Raw genomic sequence first — 21,808 nt, forward strand, 5'->3', positions numbered from 1 at the left:
GGCCGCCGCCGGGGTCAGGTTTCCCGGGAGGGGTCGGCGGCGCCGGAGACGGCGTCGACGTCGTAGCCGGCCCGGCTGGTGTCCCGGGCCGGGCGGGCCTGTTCCGCCGGCAGGTCGGCGAAGTCGTCCCCGCTGTCGGTGCTGGTGCGCACCGAATCGCCCGGCGGGCGCAGGGACGCCTCCATCGCCGGCACACCGTCCGGCTCGTCGGTGCTGGCGCGGTCGACACGTCGCTCACTGGTCATGGGGCAGTCGTGCCCGGCTGACCGGCCGGCAAACGTCCGGGCCGGCGGGGAACGCGGGCCGGCCGGGCGTTTGCCGGTCAGCGGCGTCGGCCCCGGCCCGCCGGGGCGGCGCTGCGGCGGCGGGCCGCGACGACCGGCAACGACCAGTGCGCGGGGCGGGTCAGCGCCGCCGGGAGACCGCTGCGGTGGTCGCCCCGGGCCGCGTCGACCTGCGACTGGTGTACGAACAGCGCGCCGCGCAGGTCCGCCCCCCGCAGATCCGCGCCGCGCAGGTCGGCGCCGGTGAGGTCGGCCAGCGTGAGGTCCACGCCGCGCAGGTCCGCCCCGAGCAGCACCGCGCCGCGCAGGTTCGCCCCGACCAGGTCGGCCCGGCGCAGGTCGGCGGCGACGAGCACCGCCCCCCGCCGGTCCGCGCCGGCCCGCTCGCCCCGAACCTGTTCGCTCACCCGCACCAGCAGCGGGTTCACCCGCCCCCGGTGCGCGTCGACGTCCACGGCGAGCACCTGGTCGGCGGTGCCGCCGGCCAGCCGCCGGGTCTGCGCCAGCGCCGCGTCCAGCTCGACGCGCAGCGGTCCCGGCCCGGTCAGCGCCGCCGCCTGCGTCAGATACCACAGCAGCTCGTGCAGGGGCCGCATCACGGCGAACACGTCGAACATGCGGGTCGCCTCGCCGGGGGCGGCCCGCCAGTCGCGGCCGGCGAAGGTGGCTTGGGCGACCCGTTGGCCCGCCCCGAAGCAGTCGAAGACGGTGCACCCGGCGAAGCCCCGGGCCCGCAGGTCCCGGTGGATGCCGCAGCGGAAGTCGTCGCCGAGGTTCGGGCAGGGCCGGCCGGCCGGCTTGTCCACGGCGAAGTCCGACGAGGCGGCGAACGCGGGCGCGACGCAGCACAGCCCGAAGCAGCGGGCGCAGTCGGCCCGCAGCTCGTCACCGGTGTCGGACATGTCGAGCCCTCCTCGCAGACGCCGCGGTGGCGCCGGCGACACCCCGGGGCCCCGCCCATTGTCCCGCCGGCCGGCCGCCACCCGGTCGGCAGGGGGCGTCGGGCCGGCGTCGCGCGGCTCCCGTCGGCCCTGCGCCCGGTCGCGCTGCCCGGGTCCGGCGTTGACCGCCGTCGACGGCGGTGGATAGTGTCCGGTCACCGCCTGCGACGGGAGACGTCATGGCCTGCGACCACGTCGACGTGCTGATCGTCGGCGCCGGCCTCTCCGGCGTCGGCGCCGCCTGCCACCTGCGCCGCGCCTGCCCCGACAAGACGTACGCGGTGCTGGAGGCGCGCGCCGCGATCGGCGGCACCTGGGACCTGTTCCGCTATCCGGGCGTGCGGTCGGACTCCGACATGTTCACCCTCGGCTACTCGTTCCGGCCGTGGACGAACCCGCGCGCCATCGCCGACGGCGAGTCGATCCGCGCCTACGTGCGCGACACCGCCCGGGAGCACGGGGTGGACCGGCACATCCGGTTCCGGCACCGGGTGCTCGCCGCGCGGTGGGACAGCGCCGCGGCCCGCTGGACGGTGCACGCCCGCCGCGACGACACCGGCGAGGACGTCACCGTCACCTGCGGGTTCCTGTTCGTCTGCTCCGGCTACTACCGCTACGACGCCGGCTACACCCCCGACCTGCCGGGCGTCGGCTCCTACACCGGGCGGCTGGTCCACCCGCAGCACTGGCCGGCCGACCTCGACCACACCGGCGCGCGGGTGGTGGTGATCGGCAGCGGCGCCACCGCCGTCACCCTCGTCCCGGCGCTGGCGCAGCGGGCCGCCCACGTCACCATGCTCCAGCGCTCACCCACGTACGTCATCGCGTTGCCGTCGCGCGACGTGCTCGCCGACGCGCTGCGGCGTCGACTGCCGGCGAAGGTCGTCCATCCGGTGGTGCGGTGGAAGAACGTGCTGCTCGGCACCGCCAACTTCCAGCTCAGCCGCCGCGCCCCGACGGTGGTCAAGCGGTTCCTGCGGCGCGCGGCCAAGGGCCGCCTCCCGGCCGGCTACGACGTCGACCGGCACTTCTCGCCCCGCTACGACCCGTGGGACCAGCGGCTGTGCGTGGCCCCCGACGGGGACCTGTTCGCCGCGCTGGGCTCCGGCCGGGCCGACGTGGTGACCGACCGGATCGACACGTTCACCCCCACCGGCATCCGGCTCGCCTCCGGCGTCGAGTTGACCGCCGACGTCGTCGTCACCGCCACCGGCCTCAACCTGCTCGCCCTCGGCGGCATGACGCTCACCGTCGACGGGCGCGGCGTCGACCTCGCCGCGACGGTCGCCTACAAGGGCATGATGCTGTCCGGGGTGCCGAACCTCGCGATGACCATCGGCTACACCAACGCCTCCTGGACGCTCAAGGCCGACCTCGTCGCCACGTACGTGTGCCGGCTGCTGCGGCACCTCGACGCCACCGGCCAGCAGATCGTCACCCCCCTCGCTCCCACCGGCGGCCCGCTGGAGCCGATCATCGACCTGAAGGCCGGGTACGTGCTGCGCGGCGTCGACGCGCTGCCCAAGCAGGGCGCGTCCGCGCCGTGGCGGCTGCACCAGAACTACGTCCGCGACGTGCTGCTCATGCGGCACGGCCGGCTCACCGACGCCGGCGTGCGGTTCTCCCGCGCCGGGCAGGCGTCCCCGACGCACCGCCGCGACCCGGCCCACCCGGCCGGCACCACCGCCGGCTGACCGGGCGGGGCGAAGGGAGATCGACGTGCGCAGGTTCGACTTCACGTCCGGCACCGCCGTGGTCACCGGGGCGGCCGGCGGCATCGGCGAGGCCCTCGCCCACGGCCTGGCCCGGCGCGGCACCGACCTGGTGCTGCTCGACCGCGACGCCGACCGGCTCGCCGCCGTGGCCGCCGCGCTGCGCGCCGCCCACCCCGGCCGGCGGGTCGACACGGTCGTGGTCGACCTGGCCGACGCGACCGCCACCGCCGGGGTGGCCGAGCAGCTGCGGCGGCGGCACCCGCGGCTGCGGCTGCTGGTCAACAACGCCGGCGTCGCGTTGGGCGGCCGATTCGACCAGGTCACCCTGGACGAGTTCGGGTGGGTGCTCGACGTCAACTTCCGGGCCGTGGTGCAGCTGACCCACGCCCTGCTGCCCGCCCTGAAGGCCGAGCCGGGCGCGCACCTGGTCAACGTGTCCAGCCTCTTCGGGCTCATCGCCCCCGCCGGGCAGGCCGCCTACTCGGCCAGCAAGTTCGCCGTGCGGGGCTTCACCGAGGCGCTGCGCCACGAGCTGGCCGGCGACGGGGTCGGGGTGACGTGCGTGCATCCCGGCGGCATCCGTACCCGCATCGCCGCCGACGCCCGTGTCGGCAGCGGCGTGTCCGCCGCGGAGTACGAGGCCGCCCGCCGCCGCTTCGAGCGGCTGCTGTCCATCGACCCGGCCACCGCCGCCGAGGCCATCCTGCGCGGGGTGCAGCGGCGTCGGGGCCGGGTGTTGATCGGCTGGTCGGCGCGGCTGCCCGACCTGCTGGCCCGGCTCGCCCCCGCCGGCTACGGCCGGCTGCTCGCCCTCGCCGTGAACCGGGCTGCGGGGCCGGCGGCCGACGCGAACGCGAACCAGCCGGCGACGCCCGTTCCCGCCGCGGGCCGGCCCGGCGGGCCGGCGGCCAACGCCGCCGCGCCGGTGCCGGCCCGCGGGCCGGCGGAGCCGGAGTGAGCGACCCGGCCGACACCGTCGTCACCGTGCGGGGACGCGCCGCCCGGTGCCGGGTCGCCGGCGACGGCCCGCCCGTGGTGCTGCTGCACGGCATCGGCCGCACCCTCGCCGACTTCGCCGAGCTGCACGAGCGGCTCGCCCCCGACCATCGGGTGATCAGCGTCGACCTGGCCGGGCACGGCGGATCCGCGCCGCTGGACGAGCCGCACACCCTGCCGGCGCTGGCCCGGGCCACCGCCGACTGCCTCGACGCGCTGGGCGTGCCCGGCCCCGCCCACCTGCTCGGCAACTCCCTCGGTGGCGCGGTCGCCATGCGGCTGGCCGTCGACGACCCGGCCCGCGCGGCCAGCCTGGTGCTCGTCGGCAGCGCCGGCTTCGGCCGGGAGGTGACCGTCGCGTTGCGGCTGCTGGCGGTGCGGCCGCTGGGCCGGCTGCTGCTGCGGCCGAGCCGGGCCGTGACCCGCCGCGTCGAGCGGGCCCTGTTCCACGACCGGCGGCACGTCACCGCCGCCCGCCTCGCCGCGGCGATGACGGCGGCCCGCCGCCCACACGCCGCCCGGGTGATGCGCGAACTCGTCGGCAGCCTCGGCACGTGGCGGGGCGTCGCCGCGCCGTGGCGTCAGGAGCTGCTCGACGCGGTGGCCCGGCTGGACCTGCCCGTCCTGGTCGTCTGGGGCGACCGGGACCTGATCCTGCCGGCGGCCCACCTCGACGCCGCACGGGCCCGGCTGCCCCGGGCCCGCACCCACCTGTTCGCCGACACGGGGCACCTGCCGCAGGTCGAGCGGGCCGAGGAGTTCCACCGCCTCGTCACCGGCTTCTGGGCGGTCCGGGCCGCCGACTGCTGAGGCGCGCCCGGTCAGGGCGGGCTGCTGCCGCGCTTGTCCTCCTGCGCCAGCACCGCGTCACGCAGCTGCGGATCGTCGCGTTCGGCCAGCTCCGCGGCCAGCCGCGCGTCGGCGGCGAGGCGGTCGCGGTTGCGGTGCAGGAACGCGTCGAACCCCCCGGTGTACGGGCAGGCCAGGTCGCCCAGCGTCGTCTCCGGCTGGTAGCGGCACCCCGTGCAGTAGTCGCTGAGCTCGTCGACGTAGCGGCCGTCGACGGCGTACGGGCGGGTGTCGATGCGGCCCAGGTCGGCGTACTGGCTCATGCCGATCACGGTCGCGTTCATCACCCAGTCGACGCCGTCGACGAAGCAGTCCCGGAACCAGTCCGCCAGCTCCGCCGGCCGCCAGCCCCGCTGCAACGCGTAGTTGCCGAGCACCAGCAGGCGCTGCGCGTGGTGCGCCCAGGCGCGGTCGCGGACCCCGGCGAGCACGTCGGCCAGGCAGCGCGCCTCCACGGCGTCGGCGTCCAGGCCGGCGAACCAGTCGGGCAGCGGCTCGGTCGCGGCCAGCCAGTCGGCGCCCCGGTGCCCCGGCTCGAAATACCAGTAGAGCTGCCAGAGGAACTCCCGCCAGCCCAACAGCCCCCGGATGAACGGCTCCACCGCCGCCAGCGACGCGGCGCCCTCCCGCCAGGCGCCCTCGGCGGCCCGGATCGCCTGCGCCGGGTCGAGCAGCCCCAGGTTGAACGACGACGACAGCACGCTGTGGGTCAGCAGCGGGTCGCCCGCGCTCATCACCTCCTGGTAGCGGCCGTAGTCGGGCAGCCGGTGCGCCACGAAGTGCCGCAGCCGCGCGTCGGCCTCGGCGTGGGTGGCCGGGTAGCGGCGCGGGCCGTCGCGGCCGAGGAACCGCACGCCGTCGCGCTCCCAGCGGTCCAGCTCGTCGCGGACCTCCGCGTCGATGTCGTCCTCCACGATCGGCGGGGGAGCCGGCGCGACCAGCCCGGCGCCGGCGTCGGCGCGGCGGGGGCGGCGGGGGACCCGCCCGGGCGGGCCGTCGAACACGCCGTGCTCGCGGCGGGCCCAGCGGTAGAAGTCGGACACCCGCAACGGCGCCCTGCGGTCGGCGTCGGCCCACGCCGCGAAGTCTTCCCGGCGGACGAGGAAACCACGCGGCGGCAGGATGGCCAGCCCCGGCACCGAGCGGGCGAAGGCCAGCCCGGCCCGCGACGGCGGGTGGCAGACCTCGACCGGTCCGTCGACGCGCTGCAGGGCCTGCCGGAACGTGTCGGCGCGTACCAGCAGGGCCCGGTCGCCCAGTTCGGCGGCGCGGTGCCGCAGCGCGGAGAGCAGCAGGTGCGCCTTCTGCCGGTGCATCGGGCGGCGTCGGAACAGCTCCCGGGCCTCCACGAGCAGCACCGGCTGCGCCGCGTCGTCGAGGAAGTGGGGCCCGAGTTGATCGGCGAGCAGCCACCGGCGGCGGGAAGACATGTGTCGATTCTGCCCAGTCCGTTCCGATGCCGCCGCCCGGCACCGGCGTGTCCATGAGGTGGCGCACGCCACAGCGCCGCCCGGGTGGCTCGCCTCACGCTCCGCCCGCCCGTTGCGGACACCTGACCGATCGACGCCCATCATAGATACATGACGCATCCCGGCCGTGCGGTGAGCGTGGCCGCCACCGCCGAGGCGAGCACCGCGTCCGGCCGCCGGGCCGTCGGGGTCTGGGCCGTCGCCCTCGGCGCGTACGTGGCGGCGGTGTTCCACCGCGGCTCGCTCGGCGTCACCGGCGTCGACGCGGCGCACCGCTTCGACATCAGCGCCTCCGCGCTGGCCACCTTCACCGTCGCCCAACTCGCCGTCTACGCGGCGATGCAGGTGCCCGTGGGCGTGCTGCTCGACCGGTACGGCTCCCGCCGGCTGCTCGTGGCCGGCGGCGCGCTGATGGTCGCCGGTCAGCTCTGCTTCGCCGTCGCCACCGACGTCGGCCTCGCCGTCACCGCCCGGGTGCTGGTCGGCCTGGGCGACGCGATGACGTTCATCAGCGTGCTGCGCATCGTCGCGTTCTGGTTCCCCGGCCGGCGCAACCCGATGCTGGTGCAGCTCACCGGCACCCTCGGTCAGCTCGGCGCGGTGCTGGGCGCGGTGCCGCTGGTCGCGCTGCTGCACCACGCGGGCTGGACCCCGGCGTTCCTCGGCGCCGCCGCGCTCGGGGCGACCGCGCTGACCATGGTCGTCGCGGTCGTCCGGGACACCCCGCACCGCGGGCCCGCCGCCGTGCCGGCCCCCGACCTGACGACGGTGCGCCGGCAGCTGGCCGCGGCCTGGGCGCAGCCCGGCACCCGGCTGGGACTGTGGACCCACTTCGTCGCCCAGTTCTCCGGCTCGGTGTTCGCCCTGCTGTGGGGCTACCCGTTCCTGGTGCAGGGGCAGCAGATGGCGCCGACCGCCGCCGCGTCCCTGCTCACCCTGATGACCCTGGCCAGCCTGGCGGCGGGCCCGGTCATCGCCCACCTGTGCGCCCGGTACCCGCTGCGCCGCTCGGTGCTCGTGCTCGCCGTCACCGCGGCCACCGCCGCGGTGTGGGCGGTGGTGCTCGCCTGGCCGGGCCGCGCACCGGGCTGGCTGCTGGTCGTGCTGGTGCTGGTGCTCGCCGCGAACGGCCCCGGCTCCGTCATCGGCTTCGACTACGCCCGCACGTTCAACCCGGCCAGCCGCATCGGCAGCGCCATCGGCATCGTCAACGTCGGTGGGTTCGTCGCCTCGATCGCGCTCGTGCTGGCCGTCGGGGTCGTGCTGGACCTGGCCACCCCCGCCGGCCGGGCCGCCCCCGACCTGGCCGCGTTCCGGTGGGCCTTCGCCACGCAGTACGCCCTCTGGGCGCTCGGCGCGGTCCAGGTGCTGCGCTACCGCGCCGCCGCCCGCCGGGCCCTCGCCGCCGCGCAGAGCATCGGCCGACCGGCCGAACCGGTCCAGGCCGCCCCGCCGGTGGTAACCCCCGCACGTCGGTGGGTCCGGCGAGGTGATCGGCGGTAGTTTCGCCGGGGAGCGTGATCGCGTGGGCGTCGAACCGGCGCGTCCCGCGTCGCCGGCCGGGCCCGGTGGCGGCGACACCGACAAGCGTGTGGAGCAGGAGGACATCGTGAGCCAGGAAGTCCGGGGAGTCATTTCGCGGCGCAAGGGCGCGCCGGTCGAGGTCGCCACCATCGTGGTGCCCGACCCGGGGCCCGGCGAGGCGGTGGTCCGCGTCCAGGCGTGCGGGGTCTGCCACACCGACCTGCACTACCGCGAGGGCGGCATCAACGACGAGTTCCCGTTCCTGCTCGGCCACGAGGCCGCCGGGATCGTCGAGCAGGTCGGCGACGGCGTCACCGACGTCGCCCCCGGCGACTTCGTGGTGCTCAACTGGCGGGCCGTGTGCGGGGTCTGCCGCGCCTGCCGGCGGGGCCGGCCGTGGTATTGCTTCGCCACCCACAACGCCGCGCAGAAGATGACGCTCACCGACGGCACCGTCCTGTCGCCGGCGCTGGGCATCGGCGCGTTCGCCGAGAAGACCCTGGTGCACGCCGGGCAGTGCACGAAGGTCGACCCGGCGGCCCGGCCCGCCGCCGTGGGCCTGCTCGGCTGCGGGGTGATGGCGGGCCTGGGCGCGGCCATGAACACCGGCGGCGTCACCCGCGGCGACTCCGTGGCCGTCATCGGCTGCGGCGGGGTCGGTGACGCCGCCGTGGCCGGCGCGGCCCTGGCCGGCGCGACGACGATCGTCGCGGTCGACACCGACTCCCGCAAGCTCGACTGGGCCCGCAGGTTCGGCGCCACCCACACCGTCAACGCCTCCGAGGACGACCCGGTGGAGGCGATCCGGGCCGCCACCGGTGGTTTCGGCGCGGACGTCGTCATCGACGCCGTCGGCCGGCCCGAGACGTGGAAGCAGGCGTTCTACGCCCGTGACCTCGCCGGCACGGTCGTGCTGGTCGGCGTGCCCACCCCGCAGATGACCGTCGAGCTGCCGCTGCTGGACGTCTTCGGCCGCGGCGGCGCCCTCAAGTCCAGCTGGTACGGCGACTGCCTGCCCAGCCGCGACTTCCCCCTGCTGACCGAGCTGTACCTGCAGGGCCGGCTCGACCTGGACGCGTTCGTCACCGAGGAGATCGCCCTGGACCAGGTCGAGGAGGCGTTCACCCGGATGCACCACGGCGACGTGCTGCGTTCGGTGGTGGTCTTCCCGTGACCGCCCGCGTCGACCACACCGTCACCTCCGGCACGTTCTCCCTCGACGGGCAGACCTTCGACGTCGACAACAACGTCTGGGTGGTCGGCGACGACAGCGAGTGCGTCGTCGTCGACGCCCCGCACGACGTCGACGCGATCCTGCGTACGGTCGGGGGCCGGCGGGTGGTGGCGATCCTGGCCACCCACGCCCACGACGACCACGTGCGGGTGGCCCCGCAGCTCGCCCGGGCCACCGGCGCGCCGGTGCTGCTGCACCCCGACGACCGGGTGCTGTGGGACATGGTGCACCCCGACGTGGCCCCCGACGGCGAGCTGCGCGACGGCACGACGGTCGAGGTGGCGGGCACCGGCCTGCGGGTGCTGCACACCCCCGGCCACAGCCCCGGGGCGTGTAGCCTGCACGCCCCGGCACTCGGCGTCGTCTTCACCGGCGACACCCTCTTCGCCGGCGGGCCCGGGGCGACGGGCCGCTCGTACAGCGACTTCGGCACCATCATCGAGTCGATCCGGACCCGGCTGTTCACCCTGCCCCCGGAGACGGTCGTGCACACCGGGCACGGCGACAGCACCACCATCGGCGCGGAGGCCCCGCACCTCGCGCAGTGGCTGGCCCGGGGCCACTGACGGTCACCTGACGCCGGCCGGCCGGGCTCCCCGGCCGGCGTCAGCCCTCGTCGGCCAGGCCGCCGCGCACCAGGTCCAGCAGCCGCGCCAGCGCCGGCCGGCAGCCGACCAGCCGCACGCCGCGCGGGCCGGCCCGCACCAGCGTCGTCGCCGCGCGCACGTCGACGAAGGTCAGCCCGGACAGGTCCAACACGACGGGCTGCCGCGCGGGCGCCTCCTCGGTGGCCGCGGCGAGCAACGCCGCGAAGGCGTCCCGGTTGCTCCGGTCGACCTGCCCCACCAGCCGCAGCCCCGCCGGGTCGGCCGTGCGGTGGGCGCGCAGCAGCGGCGTCCAGCGCGGCCCGCACGCCGGGCCGGCGCCCGGGTGCGCCGACATCATCGCCTGGCGCCATTCGGGGGAGAAGGCCCGCCGGTCGTAGAGGCACAGGCCGGCCGCCCGGCCGTCGAGGAAGAGCGCGCCGGCGGCGGCCTCGTAGCGGCGCAGCGTGTCGAGGTCCACCGTGCCGCGCGCCGCCCACGCCATGTCCCCGACCAGCCGTACGCCGGCGTGGCCCTCGCGGTGCGCCGAGGCGATCTCGGCGGCGAGGGCGTCGACGACCCGTTCGGGTCGGAACCGGCCCCCGGCGAGGTAGCTGTCGCCGCAGGACACGATGCGCAGCTCACCGGCGAGCGGCGGCGGCCCGACGCCGTGGCGCGCGGCGGACGCCCGCACGTCGGCGGCGGACAGCACGTCGACGAAGCAGACGACGCGGTGGCCGAGCCGCAGGCCGGCGGCGGCGAACCGGCCCACGGCGTCGAGACCGTCGGCCTCGTCGTCGTGGAACCAGCAGACGTGGTCGCCCAGCTCGATCTGGTCCACCACCGCGGACGTGGTCACCTCATCGCCTTCCGGTCGACGCGCCCTCCACTGTAACCCCGCAGCGGTGCGGCGACCGGTGTCGCGGCGGCCCGGCACAATCGGTGCCCGTGCCCCACACCACCCCGACCGGCTCGCCCGCTGCTGATGCCGCCGACCGCTCACCGCTGACCCCGGCGCAGGCCGCCGCCCTGGCTCACGTACGTCGCTCGGCGCTGCGGCGTCGCCCGGCCGCGCGCGCCGTGCTCGCGCGGCACCTGGCCGCCTCCGGCGTCGACCACCAGCCGGAGGAACTGGTCGCGGCGGTCGGCGCGCGCGGCCGGCTCACCGTCAATTTCCACCCCGACCGGTTGCTCGCCGACGGGCGGACGGTGGCCGACGCGCTGGCCGCGCAGGGCGTCTACCGCAGCCAGTTCGCCACGGGCATCTCCAACGGCGGCCTGACCGCGTTCCCCGGCGGCGACCGGGACCGCTGGGAGGAGGCGATGTTCGGCGGCGCCTACCAGCGGGCGGGCGTGCTTCCGCGTGACCGCCCGACGTACGGCGGGCTCGACCTGCTCGACCACCCCGACGGCGCGTGTCCCCGGTTCGGCTCCTGCCACCTGCGGCTACGGCCACAGGTGCTGGCCCGCGCCACGTTCTGCTTCGGCGACAGCCACCTGGAGCCGCCCCACCTCGGCACGATCGGCGTGCCCGAGCCGGTGCTGGCCGAGCTGTTCGACACCACCGCCGGCACGGGCGTCAGCCTCGGCGTCGCCGGGACGGACCCGGCCAGCCTGGCCCGGGCCCTGCTGTTCCGCCGCGACCGGTACGCCTGGCGCGCCGGCCCGGCCGCCCGTGCGCTGGACGACTACGTCGAGGCGCAGATCCACGGCGAGGTCGTCCTCGGCCGTGACGTCGAGGCGTTCGTGCTCGACCCGTCGTTCGCGGGCACCCGGGTGGGCCGGGTGTTGGTCGACCTGGCGGCCCGCTGCGGGGCGGCGCTGCGTTGGCACGCCGGCTTCGAGCTGCCGGTCGACGGGGTCGACGCCGACTTCCGGGGGCCCGGCATCCCGCCGTTGGCCGCCCGGATCCACGCCGAGTTCGCCCGCCCCGGCGAGCCGGTCGACGCCGCGCTGATCGGCCGGGCCGCCGCTTCGGCGGTCGCCGAGCCCGACCGGTGGGCCGACCGTGGCCCGCTGGCGGCCACGCTCCAGGACCTCAAGATGCTGTGGCACGTGCTCGTCCGGTTCGGGGCCCCACGCGCCCGTTGACCGGTGTAGGCCGTCGCGTCCGGTTCCGGCCGTGACCGGGGCCGCAACCGGGCCGCTGCCGCCCGTATCCGGAATGACGGACACGTGAAGCTGGTTGTGTCCCCCGTACCGCCCGCCGGTAAACCCATCCGGCCGGGGCGGGTCCCGAGGGGCGCTCACCCCGGAGCGCGTCGTGACGACCGAAAGGGCAACCATCGTGAAGGCGTCCTTCACTCGATGGCTCCCGGCCATCGCGAAGACCACGAACCGCAGGACCGTCCTGACCATCAGCGGCGTCGCCGTCCTTGGCGGCCTGGCGTTCGGCCCCACGGCCGTCGCCGCCCCCGTCACCGCCGGCCCGCACGCTGGCGCGGTCGCCGCCATCGACCTGGCCACCGGCAAGACCCGGGAGGCCGCCACCGTCGAGTCCGCGCTGACCACCGGCGAGGACACCGCCAAGCCGACCCCGTCGACGGGCAAGCCGAGCCGCGACGAGCTGATCCCGCACGGCGTCGAGGGCGCGCAGTCGCGCATCCCGCTCGACGACGCGCAGGTGGCCAACGCCAGGGCCATCGTCAAGGCCGCCAAGGAGACCGGCGTCGGCGAGCGCGGCGCGGTGATCGGCGTGGCCACCTCGCTGCAAGAGTCGAAGCTGTACAACCTCGGCCACCTCGGCGCGTACAACGACCACGACTCGCAGGGCCTGTTCCAGCAGCGCCCGTCGTCCGGTTGGGGCTCGCCCGACCAGATCACCGACCCCGAGTACGCGTCCAAGGCGTTCTTCGGGGCGCTGAAGAACGTCGGCGGCTGGCGGGAGCTGCCGCTGACCGCCGCGGCGCAGACGGTGCAGGTGTCGGCGTACCCGTACGCGTACGCCCAGTGGGAGGCGCAGGCCGCGGACATCGTCGCGCAGCTGTGGTGACGTGACGACACCCCGCACCGCCCCCGTGCCGCCGGCACGGGGGCGTCCGCCTCCCCGGGTGCGGCCCGGCAGCGCCGTCGCGGTTCACTCTCCCCATGGACGAGTCGATCTGGGATGCGGTGCGGGCGGCGCGCGGTTGGCTCGACGCCGCCAACGGCGCCGGAGACGCGGAGCTGACCGAGGAGGCGGGCGAGGCCGCCGGGGCGTGGATCGGCGTCCTCGGGCAGAATCCCCGCAAGGGCGTCACCCACACCCGCGACGACGTGGCCGCCGAGCTGGCCGACGCGGCGTTCACGGCGCTGGTGGCGATCGAGAGCCTCGGCGGCGACGCGCGGGCCGCGCTGCTGGCGTGCGCCGCGAAGGTCGGCTCCCGGCAGCGGTGAGCACCGCCCCCGGCGGCGGGAAAAGACCGGCCCCCGGTCGCGGCGCGGCGGGCGCTGGCCTAGGGTTCGGAGGGAGTCGGCTTCCGCCGCCGCCGGGAGGGGGTGCTTCGCGATGGGTCTGCGGACGTTCCTCGCGGGCTGGCCCGTCTACCGGCAGCTCACCGGCACCGACCCGCTCGGGCGGGGCGCGGCGGCCCAGTCGGCCCGCTCGGCGGCGCTGACCGCCCGCACCGAGACCGCCGACAGCGTGGCCCGTTCGGTCTGCCCCTACTGCGCGGTGGGCTGCGGGCAGCGGGTCTTCGTCACCGACGGGCGGGTCACCCAGATCGAGGGCGACCCGGACAGCCCGATCTCCCGGGGCCGGCTGTGCCCGAAGGGCTCGGCCAGCAAGAGCCTGGTCACCAGCCCGCTGCGGCAGACGAAGGTGCGCTACCGCCGGCCGTACGCCACCGAGTGGGAGGACCTGGACCTCGACACCGCCGTCGACATGATCGCCGACCGGATCCTCGCCGCCCGCGAGGCCACCTGGGAGGACGTCGACGACGCGGGCCGGCCGCTGCACCGCACGCTGGGCATCTCCAGCCTCGGCGGGGCGACGCTGGACAACGAGGAGAACTACCTCATCAAGAAGCTGTTCACGGCGATGGGGGCGCTCCAGATCGAGAACCAGGCCCGCATTTGACACTCCGCCACCGTCCCCGGTCTGGGGACCAGCTTCGGTCGCGGCGGCGCGACGGACTTCCAACAGGACCTGGTCAACGCTGACGTCATCGTCATTCAGGGCTCCAACATGGCCGAGGCCCACCCGGTGGGCTTCCAGTGGGTGATGGAGGCCAAGCGGCGCGGCGCGAAGGTCTTCCACGTCGACCCCCGGTTCACCCGCACCAGCGCGGTCGCCGACTCCTACCTGCCGATCCGGGCGGGCACCGACGTCGCGCTGCTCGGCGGCGTGGTGCGCCACATCCTGGAGAACGAGCTGGACTTCCGGGAGTACGTGCTGGCGTACACGAACGCGGCGACGATCGTCAGCGACCAGTTCGCCGACACCGAGGACCTCGACGGCCTGTTCTCCGGCTACCGCCCCGACACCGGCTCGTACGACACGTCGAGCTGGCAGTACGCCGGCCACGAGGGCCACGCCGAGATCACCGGCACCGGCAAGGAACGCGACAGCGCGGCCGGGCTGCGCCACGAGTCGCACGGCATGCCGGTGCCCGGGCAGGTCCGGCGGGACGAGACGCTGCAACACCCGCGCTGCGTCTACCAGATCCTGCGGCGGCACTTCGCCCGCTACACCCCGGAGATGGTGGAGCGGGTCTGCGGCATCCCGCAGGACAAGTTCCTGGAGCTGGCCGAGGCGTGGGCGGGCAACTCGGGCCGGGAACGCACCGGCGCGCTGGTCTACTCGGTGGGCTGGACGCAGCACAGCGTCGGCGTGCAGTACATCCGCACCGGCGCGATCATCCAGACCCTGCTGGGCAACATGGGCCGGCCCGGCGGCGGCATCCTGGCGCTGCGCGGGCACGCCAGCATCCAGGGCTCCACCGACATCCCCACGCTGTTCAACCTGCTCCCCGGCTACCTGCCGATGCCGCACCACGCCGACCACGAGACGTTCGACGACTGGGTCGACAGCATCCGCCACCCCGGCCAGAAGGGCTTCTGGGGCAACTCCCGGGCGTACGCGGCGAGCCTGCTCAAGGCGTACTGGGGGGACGCGGCGACGCCGGAGAACGACTTCTGCTACGGCCACCTGCCCCGGATGACCGGCGACCACGGCACCTACCAGCAGGTCCTCAACATGATCGACGGGAAAATCCGGGGCTACTTCCTGCTCGGCCAGAACCCGGCGGTCGGCTCCGCGCACGGCCGCGCCCAGCGCCTCGGCATGGCCAACCTCGACTGGCTGGTCGTGCGCGACCTGTTCCTCATCGAGAGCGCCACGTTCTGGAAGAACAGCCCCGAGGTGGCCACCGGGGAGATCGTGCCGGAGCAGTGCCGCACCGAGGTGTTCTTCCTGCCGGCGGCCTCCCACGTGGAGAAGGAGGGCACGTTCACCCAGACCCAGCGGCTGCTGCAGTGGCGGGAGAAGGCCGTCGACCCGCCGGGCGACGCCCGCTCCGAGCTGTGGTTCTTCTACCACCTCGGCCGGCGGCTGCGGGAGAAGCTGGCCGCGTCGCCGCACCCGCGCGACCGGGCGCTGCTCGACCTGACCTGGGACTACCCGACGCACGGCCCGCACGCCGAGCCCAGCGCCGAGGCGGTGCTGCGGGAGATCAACGGGTACGAGGTGGCCACCGGCCGCCCCCTGTCGGCGTTCGCGCAGGCCCGCGACGACGGCTCGACCGCGATCGGCTGCTGGATCTACACCGGCGTCTACGCCGACGGCGTCAACCAGGCGGCCCGCCGCCGCTCCCGCCACGAGCAGGACTGGGTGGCCGCGCAGTGGGGCTGGGCGTGGCCGGCGAACCGGCGCACCCTCTACAACCGGGCCTCCGCCGACCCGCAGGGCCGCCCGTGGAGCGAACGCAAGAAGTACGTCTGGTGGGACCCGGACGCCGGGGAGTGGACCGGCTACGACGTGCCGGACTTCGAGAAGACGAAGCCGCCGACGTACCGGCCGCCGGAGGGCGCCTCCGGGGTGGAGGCCATCGCCGGCGACGACGCGTTCGTCATGCAGGGCGACGGCAAGGCCTGGCTGTTCGCGCCCAGCGGGGTGCTCGACGGCCCGCTGCCGGCGCACTACGAGCCGGCCGAGTCCCCGATGCGCAACCCCCTGTACGGGCAGCAGGCCAACCCGACCCGCAAGGTCTACGAGCATCCGGTCAACTCGGTCAACCCGAGCCCGCCGGAGGCACACAGCGGCGTCTTCCCGTACGTGTTCACGGTCAGCCGGCTCACCGAGCACCACACGGCCGGCGGGATGAGCCGCACCGTGCGCCCGCTGGCCGAGTTGCAGCCGGAGATGTTCGTGGAGGTGTCCCCGGAGCTGGCCGCCGAGGTGGGCCTGACGCACCTGGGCTGGGCGCACCTGGTCAGCGGCCGGGCGGTGATCGAGGCGAGGGTGCTGGTCACCGACCGGCTCACCCCGCTGCGGGTCGACGGCCGGATCATCCACCAGCTGTGGCTGCCGTACCATTTCGGCACCGAGGGGCTCGTCACCGGCGACTCGGCCAACGACCTGTTCGGCATCACCCTGGACCCGAACGTGCTGATCCAGGAGAGCAAGGTCGGCACCTGCGACGTGCGGCCCGGCCGGCGGCCCACCGGGCCGGCCCTGCTCGACCTGGTCGCCGACTACCGGCGGCGGGCCGGGATGAGCCCGCAGCGGCGGATCCCGATCGTCACCACCGACGCGGCGGGCGGCGGCGACGCGGCCGGCAGCACCGACGCACGCTCGGCGGGCGCGTCGGCCGACGAGCGGGACGGGAGTGGGCATGCCTGACGCCAACAGCCTCTACGGGCCGCTGGACCCGGCCCCGGACGCCGGCTGGACCGACGCCCCGCCCCGGATGGGCTTCTTCACCGACACCAGCGTCTGCATCGGCTGCAAGGCGTGCGAGGTCGCCTGCAAGGAGTGGAACGACGTGCCAGGCTCCGGGCTGGACCTGCTCGGCATGTCCTACGACAACACCGGCGCGCTGACGGCGAACTCGTGGCGGCACGTGGCGTTCGTGGAGCAGCCCCGCCCCGCCGGGCGCCGCGCCGCGCCGTTCGCCGGCACCCCGACCGGCGCGCCGGTCAGCGCCGCGTCGGCGGCGGTGGCCGCCGGCACCGACGCCGACACCGGCACCAGCCCCGGCGCGCCGGCGGGCGACCCGGCCGCCGCGGCGCGGATGGCCGCCGGCCCGCAGTTCCTCGGCATGCCCGGGGCACGGCCGCCCGGCCGGGACACCGGCGCGCAGGACCGCACCGACTTCCGCTGGCTGATGATGTCGGACGTGTGCAAGCACTGCACCCACGCCGCCTGCCTCGACGTGTGCCCCACCGGGTCGCTGTTCCGCACCGAGTTCGGCACCGTCGTGGTGCAGGAGGACATCTGCAACGGCTGCGGCTACTGCATCTCCGCCTGCCCGTACGGGGTGATCGACCAGCGCAGGGGCGACGGCCGGGCGTGGAAGTGCACCCTGTGCTACGACCGGCTCGGCGCGGGCGCGACACCGGCCTGCGCGCAGGCGTGCCCCACCGAGTCCATCCAGTACGGCCCCCTCGACGAGCTGCGGGAGCGGGCCGCGCACCGGGTCGCGACCCTGCACGAGCGGGGTGTGCCGGAGGCCCGGCTCTACGGCCACGACCCCACCGACGGCGTCGGCGGCGACGGCGCGTTCTTCCTGCTGCTCGACGACCCGGAGGTGTACGGGCTGCCGCCCGACCCGGTGGTCACCACCCGGGACCTGCCCCGGATGTGGAAACGGGCCGGGCTGGCCGCCCTGGCCATGGCGGCGGCGGCCGTCGCCGCGTTCGTCGGAGGGTCATCGTGAGCGCACAGCACCGGCCGGTCGGTGACCGGTTCCGCCGCCACCGCAGCGGACGCGGCGGCGGGGAACAGCTGACCGTCCCGCCGGCCGAGTTCACCTCCTACTACGGCCGGCCCATCCTCAAGCCGCCGGTGTGGAAGTGGGACATCGCGGCGTACCTGTTCACCGGCGGGCTGGCCGCCGGGTCGTCGTTGCTGGCCGCCGGCGGGCAGCTCACCGGGCGGCCGGCGCTGCGCCGCGCCGGCCGGGTCACCTCCCTGGCGGCGGTCACCGCCAGCGCCTACTTCCTCGTCAACGACCTGGGCCGGCCGGCGCGCTTCCACCACATGCTGCGGGTGGCGAAGCCGACCTCCCCGATGTCGGTGGGCACCTGGATCCTCACCGCGTTCGGTCCCGCCGCCGGGGTCGCCGCCGTCGCCGAGGCCGCGCCGTGGCTGCCCGCGCGGGGCGTGTCGGGCGTGGGGCGGCGGCTGCTGCCCGGGGCCGGGCGGGCCGCCGGCCTGGTCGCCGCCGCCACCGCGCCGGCCCTGGCCACGTACACGGGGGTGCTGCTGGCCGACACGGCGGTGCCGTCGTGGCACGAGGCGTACCCGGAACTGCCGGTCGTCTTCGCGGGCAGCGCCCTGGCCAGCGGCGCCGGCGTGGGCCTGCTGGCCGCGCCCTGCGCCCAGGCCGGCCCGGCCCGGCGGATGGCGGTGGCCGGCGCGGCCCTGGAGCTGTGGGGCGCGCACCGGGTGGAGACCCGCCTCGGCCTGCTCAGCGAGCCCTACCGCACCGGCGTGCCCGGCCGGTTGCTGCGCGCCGGCCGGACGCTGACCGCCGCCGGGGTCCTCGGCGCGCTGGCCGGCCGCCGCAGCCGGCTGCTGTCCGGCCTGTCCGGCGCGGCGCTGCTCGCCGCGTCGGTCGCCACCCGGTTCGGCATCTTCCACGGCGGCGTCGCCTCCGCCCGCGACCCGAAGTACACGGTGGTGCCGCAACGCGAACGCGTCGACCGCCGCGCCGCGCAGGGCTGACGACCTTCCTCCGCCGACGCCCTCCCCGCACGCCGGGCGGGGCGCTGTGGTCAAATGGCCGGTGGAGGCGTTCAGGCGGCTGGTGCCCCTCCCGGTCTTCAAAACCGGTGTGGTCCGGGACCCGGGCCAGGCGGGTTCGATTCCCGTCCGTCTCCGCCAGGCAACCCGTGGGAAGGACGCGATGCGCGACGCCGATCCCCGCCGGCGGGTCCCGCGCACCGACGCCCTGCTGGCCGACCCCGGGTTGGCCGCCGCCGCCGGTCGGCTGGGCCGCGACCGGGTCAAGGCCGCGATCGTCGCCGCGCAGGCCCGGGCCCGCGCCGGTGAGATCACCCCCGACGGGGTACGCGACGCCGCCCTCGCCGCGCTGCCCGCCGCCGGCCCTGCGGCGGTGCTCAACGCCACCGGCGTCGTCCTGCACACCAACCTGGGCCGGGCCCCGCTGTCGGCCGCCGCCGTGGCCGCCGTGGCCGCCGCCGCCGGGCACACCGACGTGGAGCTGGACCTGGCCACCGGCCGGCGGGCCCGGCGTGGCCGCGACGCCCTCGCCGCGCTCGCCGCCGCCGTGCCCGACGCGGGCGGCGTGCACGTGGTCAACAACGGCGCGGCGGCGCTCGTCCTGGCCGCCACCGCCCTCGCCGCCGGCCGTCAGATCGTGGTCAGCCGGGGCGAGCTGGTGGAGATCGGCGACGGGTTCCGCCTGCCCGACCTGCTGGCCAGCACCGGCGCGCGGCTGCGGGAGGTGGGCACCACCAACCGCACCACCCTCGCCGACTACGCCGACGCGGTCGGCCCCGACACCGGGTTCGTGTTGAAGGTGCACCCGTCGAACTTCGTGGTCACCGGCTTCACCAGCGCCGTCGGCGTCGATCGGCTGGCCACCCTGGGCGTGCCCGTCGTCGCCGACATCGGCTCCGGGCTGCTCGCCGCCGACCCGCTGCTGCCCGCCGAGCCCGATGCGGCGAGCACCCTGCGCGCGGGCGCGCACCTGGTCACCGCCAGCGGCGACAAGCTGCTCGGCGGCCCGCAGGCCGGGCTGCTGCTCGGCGACGCCGACCTGGTCGACCGGCTGCGCCGGCACCCCCTGGCCCGCGCCCTGCGGGTCGACAAGCTGACCCTCGCCGCGTTGGCGGCCACCCTGCACGACCCCGACACCCCCACCCGGGCGGCCCTGCACGCCGACCCAGGCGTCCTGCGGCGGCGCACCGAACGCCTGCGCGACGGGCTGGCCGCCGACGGCTGCAAGGCCGAGGTGCTGCCGGCCGCCGCCGTGGTCGGCGGCGGCGGCGCGCCCGGCGTCGAGCTGGACTCGTGGGCGCTGGCCCTGCCCGAGCGGTACGCCCGGCCGCTGCGCCTCGGCGACCCGCCGGTGCTCGGCCGGGTCGCCCGGGGCCGGCTGCTGCTGGACCTGCGCTGCGTCCCCGCCGCCGCAGACGACGCGCTGCGCGCCGCCGTGCTTGCCGTGCCGGCGGAGGACTGACGTGCCGGCGGAAGCTGACCTGCGGGTGGTGGACTGACGTGCGGGTGGTGGCCACCGCCGGGCACGTCGACCACGGCAAGTCCACGCTGGTGCGGGCGCTGACCGGGATGGAGCCGGACCGGTGGGCCGAGGAACGCCGCCGGGGCATGACCATCGACCTCGGCTTCGCCTGGACCACGCTGCCCCGCGGGGCCACGGTCGCGTTCGTCGACGTGCCCGGCCACGAGCGGTTCGTGCCGAACATGCTCGCCGGGGTCGGTCCCGCGCCCGCCGCGCTGTTCGTCGTCGCCGCCGACGAGGGCTGGATGCCCCAGTCCGCCGAGCACCTGGCCGCGCTGCACGCGCTCGGCGTGGCGTACGGGCTGCTGGTGGTGACCCGCGCGGACCTGGCCGACCCGGGGCCGGCGCTGGCCCAGGCCCGCGCGCAGCTCGCCGCCACCTCCCTGGGCGACGTGGAGGCCGTCGCGGTCAGCGCCGTCACCGGTGCCGGCCTGCCCGACCTGCGGGCGGCCCTGGACCGCCTGGCGGCCCGGCTGCCCGACCCGCCGGCCGACGCGCCGGTGCGGCTGTGGGTGGACCGGTCGTTCACGATCACCGGCAGCGGCACGGTGGTCACCGGCACCCTCGGCGGCGGCCGGCTGGCCGTCGGCGACCACCTGGAGCTGGCCGGCACCGGCGAGCAGGTGCGCGTGCGGGGCCTGCACCGCCTCGGCGTCGCCCGCGACCGGGTCGACGCGGTGGCCCGGGTCGCGGTGAACCTGCGCAACGTGCCCCGTGACCGGCTCGGCCGCGGCGAGGCGCTGCTCACCCCCGGCCGGTTCGGCCGCACCGACCTGCTCGACGCGCGCGTCACCGGGGAACCGGCAGCCGACCTGCCGGGCACGCTCACCCTGCACGTCGGCTCCGCCGCCGTGCCCGCCCGGGTGCGCCCCCTCGGCGTCGACACCGTCCGGCTGCGGCTGGCCCGCCCGCTGCCGCTGCTCGTCGGCGACCGGGCGCTGCTGCGCGACCCCGGCCGGCACCTGATCGCCGGCGGGGTGACCGTGCTGGACGTGGCCCCGCCGCCACTGACCCGGCGCGGGGCCGCCGCCGCCCGCGCCCGGGTCCTCGCCGACCTCGACGGCCGCCCCGACCTGGTGGGGGAGCTGCGCCGTCGCGCCCTGGCCCGGGTGGGGGAGCTGCGCCGGATGGGGGTGCCCGTCACCGCCGCCCCCGTCGCCGGGGACTGGCTGGCCGACCCGGAGCACTGGGCCGCCCTCGCCGCCCGGCTGACCGCGGAGACCACCCGGTACGCCGCCGCGCACCCCCTGGAGGCGGGCGTTCCCGTCGACGTGCTGCGCCACCGGCTCGGCCTGCCCGACCGGGCCCTGGTCGAGGCCCTCGTGCGCCCGCCGCTGCGGGTGGTCGCCGGGCGGGTCACCGCGTCGGCCGGCGACGCGCTGCCCGAGCCGGTGGCCCGCGCGGTGGCCCGCGTCCACGCCGAGTACGGCGACCGGCCGTTCCGGGCCCCGGAGGCGCACCGCCTCGCCGAGTGGGGGCTCGGGCCCCGGGAGCTCGGGGCGGCGGTGCGGGCCGGTGCGCTGCTGCGGCTGGCCGACACCGTGGTGCTGCTGCCCGGCGCCGTGGACGCCGCCGTGCGGGTCCTCGCCGGGCTGCCGCAGCCGTTCACGCTCAGCGCCGCCCGGCAGGCCCTGGACACCACCCGCCGGGTGGCGGTGCCGCTGCTGGAGCTGTTGGACCGGCGGGGCGTCACCCGTCGCCTGCCCGACGACGCCCGCACCGTGGTGGTGTCCTCGCCACCCTGACCGGTCCGCCCGCGCTGGTCCCCGGCCGACGGGGCGGGTTTCGCAGGTGACGCGACCCCCT

The 21,808-nt window shown here is 76.5% G+C and carries 18 protein-coding genes and 1 tRNA gene; 15 read left to right on the top strand and 4 right to left on the bottom strand.

The features are described from left to right. Positions 1–14: 14 nt before the first annotated feature. Both ACFYWL_RS15450 and ACFYWL_RS15455 read right to left on the bottom strand, forming a co-directional pair. The gene (locus tag ACFYWL_RS15450) at positions 15–245 is read right to left on the bottom strand and encodes a hypothetical protein (protein ID WP_386972661.1); all 231 of its coding nucleotides are present in this window, start codon (positions 243–245) and stop codon (positions 15–17) included. Positions 246–322: 77 nt separating this feature from the next. Continuing rightward, the gene (locus ACFYWL_RS15455) at positions 323–1,186 is read right to left on the bottom strand and encodes a pentapeptide repeat-containing protein (RefSeq protein ID WP_386972664.1); all 864 of its coding nucleotides are present in this window, start codon (positions 1,184–1,186) and stop codon (positions 323–325) included. A gap of 218 nt (positions 1,187–1,404) precedes the next feature. Here ACFYWL_RS15455 and ACFYWL_RS15460 point away from each other — a divergent pair, with 218 nt between their 5' ends. The 3 genes from ACFYWL_RS15460 to ACFYWL_RS15470 are packed head-to-tail and all read left to right on the top strand — an operon-like array spanning position 1,405 to position 4,746. Further along, positions 1,405–2,919: a flavin-containing monooxygenase gene (locus ACFYWL_RS15460; RefSeq protein WP_386972667.1), complete on the top strand. Its 1,515-nt coding sequence runs from the start codon at positions 1,405–1,407 to the stop codon at positions 2,917–2,919. Positions 2,920–2,944: 25 nt separating this feature from the next. Further along, positions 2,945–3,898, top strand: a complete 954-nt coding sequence (locus ACFYWL_RS15465) for an SDR family NAD(P)-dependent oxidoreductase (RefSeq protein ID WP_386972669.1) — start codon at positions 2,945–2,947, stop codon at positions 3,896–3,898. After that, a complete protein-coding gene (locus ACFYWL_RS15470) occupies positions 3,895–4,746 on the top strand; it encodes an alpha/beta fold hydrolase (RefSeq protein ID WP_386972672.1) in 852 nt (283 codons plus the stop codon). The genes ACFYWL_RS15465 and ACFYWL_RS15470 overlap by 4 nt, the downstream gene beginning before the upstream one ends. 11 nt (positions 4,747–4,757) lie before the next feature. On the opposite strand, the gene ACFYWL_RS15475 is transcribed toward ACFYWL_RS15470, so the two are convergent. After that, the gene (locus tag ACFYWL_RS15475; protein WP_386972674.1) at positions 4,758–6,215 is read right to left on the bottom strand and encodes a cryptochrome/photolyase family protein; all 1,458 of its coding nucleotides are present in this window, start codon (positions 6,213–6,215) and stop codon (positions 4,758–4,760) included. A gap of 150 nt (positions 6,216–6,365) precedes the next feature. Here ACFYWL_RS15475 and ACFYWL_RS15480 point away from each other — a divergent pair, with 150 nt between their 5' ends. From ACFYWL_RS15480 to ACFYWL_RS15490, 3 genes are all read left to right on the top strand, one after another. After that, a complete protein-coding gene (locus tag ACFYWL_RS15480) occupies positions 6,366–7,757 on the top strand; it encodes a nitrate/nitrite transporter (RefSeq protein ID WP_386972677.1) in 1,392 nt (463 codons plus the stop codon). A 106-nt stretch (positions 7,758–7,863) separates the two neighbouring features. Beyond that, the gene (locus ACFYWL_RS15485; RefSeq protein WP_386972679.1) at positions 7,864–8,952 is read left to right on the top strand and encodes an S-(hydroxymethyl)mycothiol dehydrogenase; all 1,089 of its coding nucleotides are present in this window, start codon (positions 7,864–7,866) and stop codon (positions 8,950–8,952) included. Next, entirely contained in the window at positions 8,949–9,578 is a 630-nt protein-coding gene (locus tag ACFYWL_RS15490; RefSeq protein WP_386972682.1) for an MBL fold metallo-hydrolase, read from the top strand. Before ACFYWL_RS15485 ends, ACFYWL_RS15490 begins: the two co-directional genes overlap by 4 nt. Positions 9,579–9,618: 40 nt before the next feature. Here ACFYWL_RS15490 and ACFYWL_RS15495 read toward each other — a convergent pair whose 3' ends face one another. Then, complete coding sequence (locus ACFYWL_RS15495) at positions 9,619–10,455, bottom strand: MEDS domain-containing protein (RefSeq protein ID WP_386972684.1); 837 nt, start codon at positions 10,453–10,455, stop codon at positions 9,619–9,621. A gap of 89 nt (positions 10,456–10,544) precedes the next feature. Here ACFYWL_RS15495 and ACFYWL_RS15500 point away from each other — a divergent pair, with 89 nt between their 5' ends. The 9 genes from ACFYWL_RS15500 (at position 10,545) to selB (ending at position 21,747) form a co-directional block, all read left to right on the top strand. Next, the gene (locus ACFYWL_RS15500) at positions 10,545–11,687 is read left to right on the top strand and encodes a DUF3626 domain-containing protein (protein WP_386972686.1); all 1,143 of its coding nucleotides are present in this window, start codon (positions 10,545–10,547) and stop codon (positions 11,685–11,687) included. A 196-nt stretch (positions 11,688–11,883) separates the two neighbouring features. After that, a complete protein-coding gene (locus tag ACFYWL_RS15505) occupies positions 11,884–12,588 on the top strand; it encodes a hypothetical protein (protein ID WP_386973215.1) in 705 nt (234 codons plus the stop codon). Between the two features lie 95 nt (positions 12,589–12,683). Next, entirely contained in the window at positions 12,684–12,971 is a 288-nt protein-coding gene (locus ACFYWL_RS15510) for a MazG-like family protein (protein ID WP_386972688.1), read from the top strand. A 112-nt stretch (positions 12,972–13,083) separates the two neighbouring features. Beyond that, positions 13,084–16,416, top strand: a complete 3,333-nt coding sequence (gene fdh, locus ACFYWL_RS15515; RefSeq protein WP_386972691.1) for a formate dehydrogenase — start codon at positions 13,084–13,086, stop codon at positions 16,414–16,416. Then, on the top strand, positions 16,409–17,452 hold the full coding sequence (locus ACFYWL_RS15520; protein WP_386972693.1) for a 4Fe-4S dicluster domain-containing protein: 1,044 nt from the start codon (positions 16,409–16,411) through the stop codon (positions 17,450–17,452). Before fdh ends, ACFYWL_RS15520 begins: the two co-directional genes overlap by 8 nt. Then, complete coding sequence (gene nrfD, locus ACFYWL_RS15525; protein WP_386972695.1) at positions 17,449–18,462, top strand: NrfD/PsrC family molybdoenzyme membrane anchor subunit; 1,014 nt, start codon at positions 17,449–17,451, stop codon at positions 18,460–18,462. The genes ACFYWL_RS15520 and nrfD overlap by 4 nt, the downstream gene beginning before the upstream one ends. A gap of 63 nt (positions 18,463–18,525) precedes the next feature. Next, positions 18,526–18,621: transfer RNA gene (locus tag ACFYWL_RS15530), tRNA-Sec, on the top strand. A gap of 22 nt (positions 18,622–18,643) precedes the next feature. Continuing rightward, positions 18,644–19,942 carry an L-seryl-tRNA(Sec) selenium transferase gene (gene selA / locus ACFYWL_RS15535; RefSeq protein ID WP_386972697.1) on the top strand — a complete coding sequence of 433 codons (1,299 nt, stop codon included), beginning with the start codon at positions 18,644–18,646 and terminating at the stop codon, positions 19,940–19,942. Positions 19,943–19,980: 38 nt separating this feature from the next. Beyond that, on the top strand, positions 19,981–21,747 hold the full coding sequence (gene selB / locus ACFYWL_RS15540) for a selenocysteine-specific translation elongation factor (RefSeq protein ID WP_386972699.1): 1,767 nt from the start codon (positions 19,981–19,983) through the stop codon (positions 21,745–21,747). Positions 21,748–21,808: the final 61 nt, after the last annotated feature.

This window comes from Micromonospora sp. NPDC002575 (assembly GCF_042889525.1).
Taxonomy (GTDB): domain Bacteria; phylum Actinomycetota; class Actinomycetes; order Mycobacteriales; family Micromonosporaceae; genus Micromonospora; species Micromonospora carbonacea.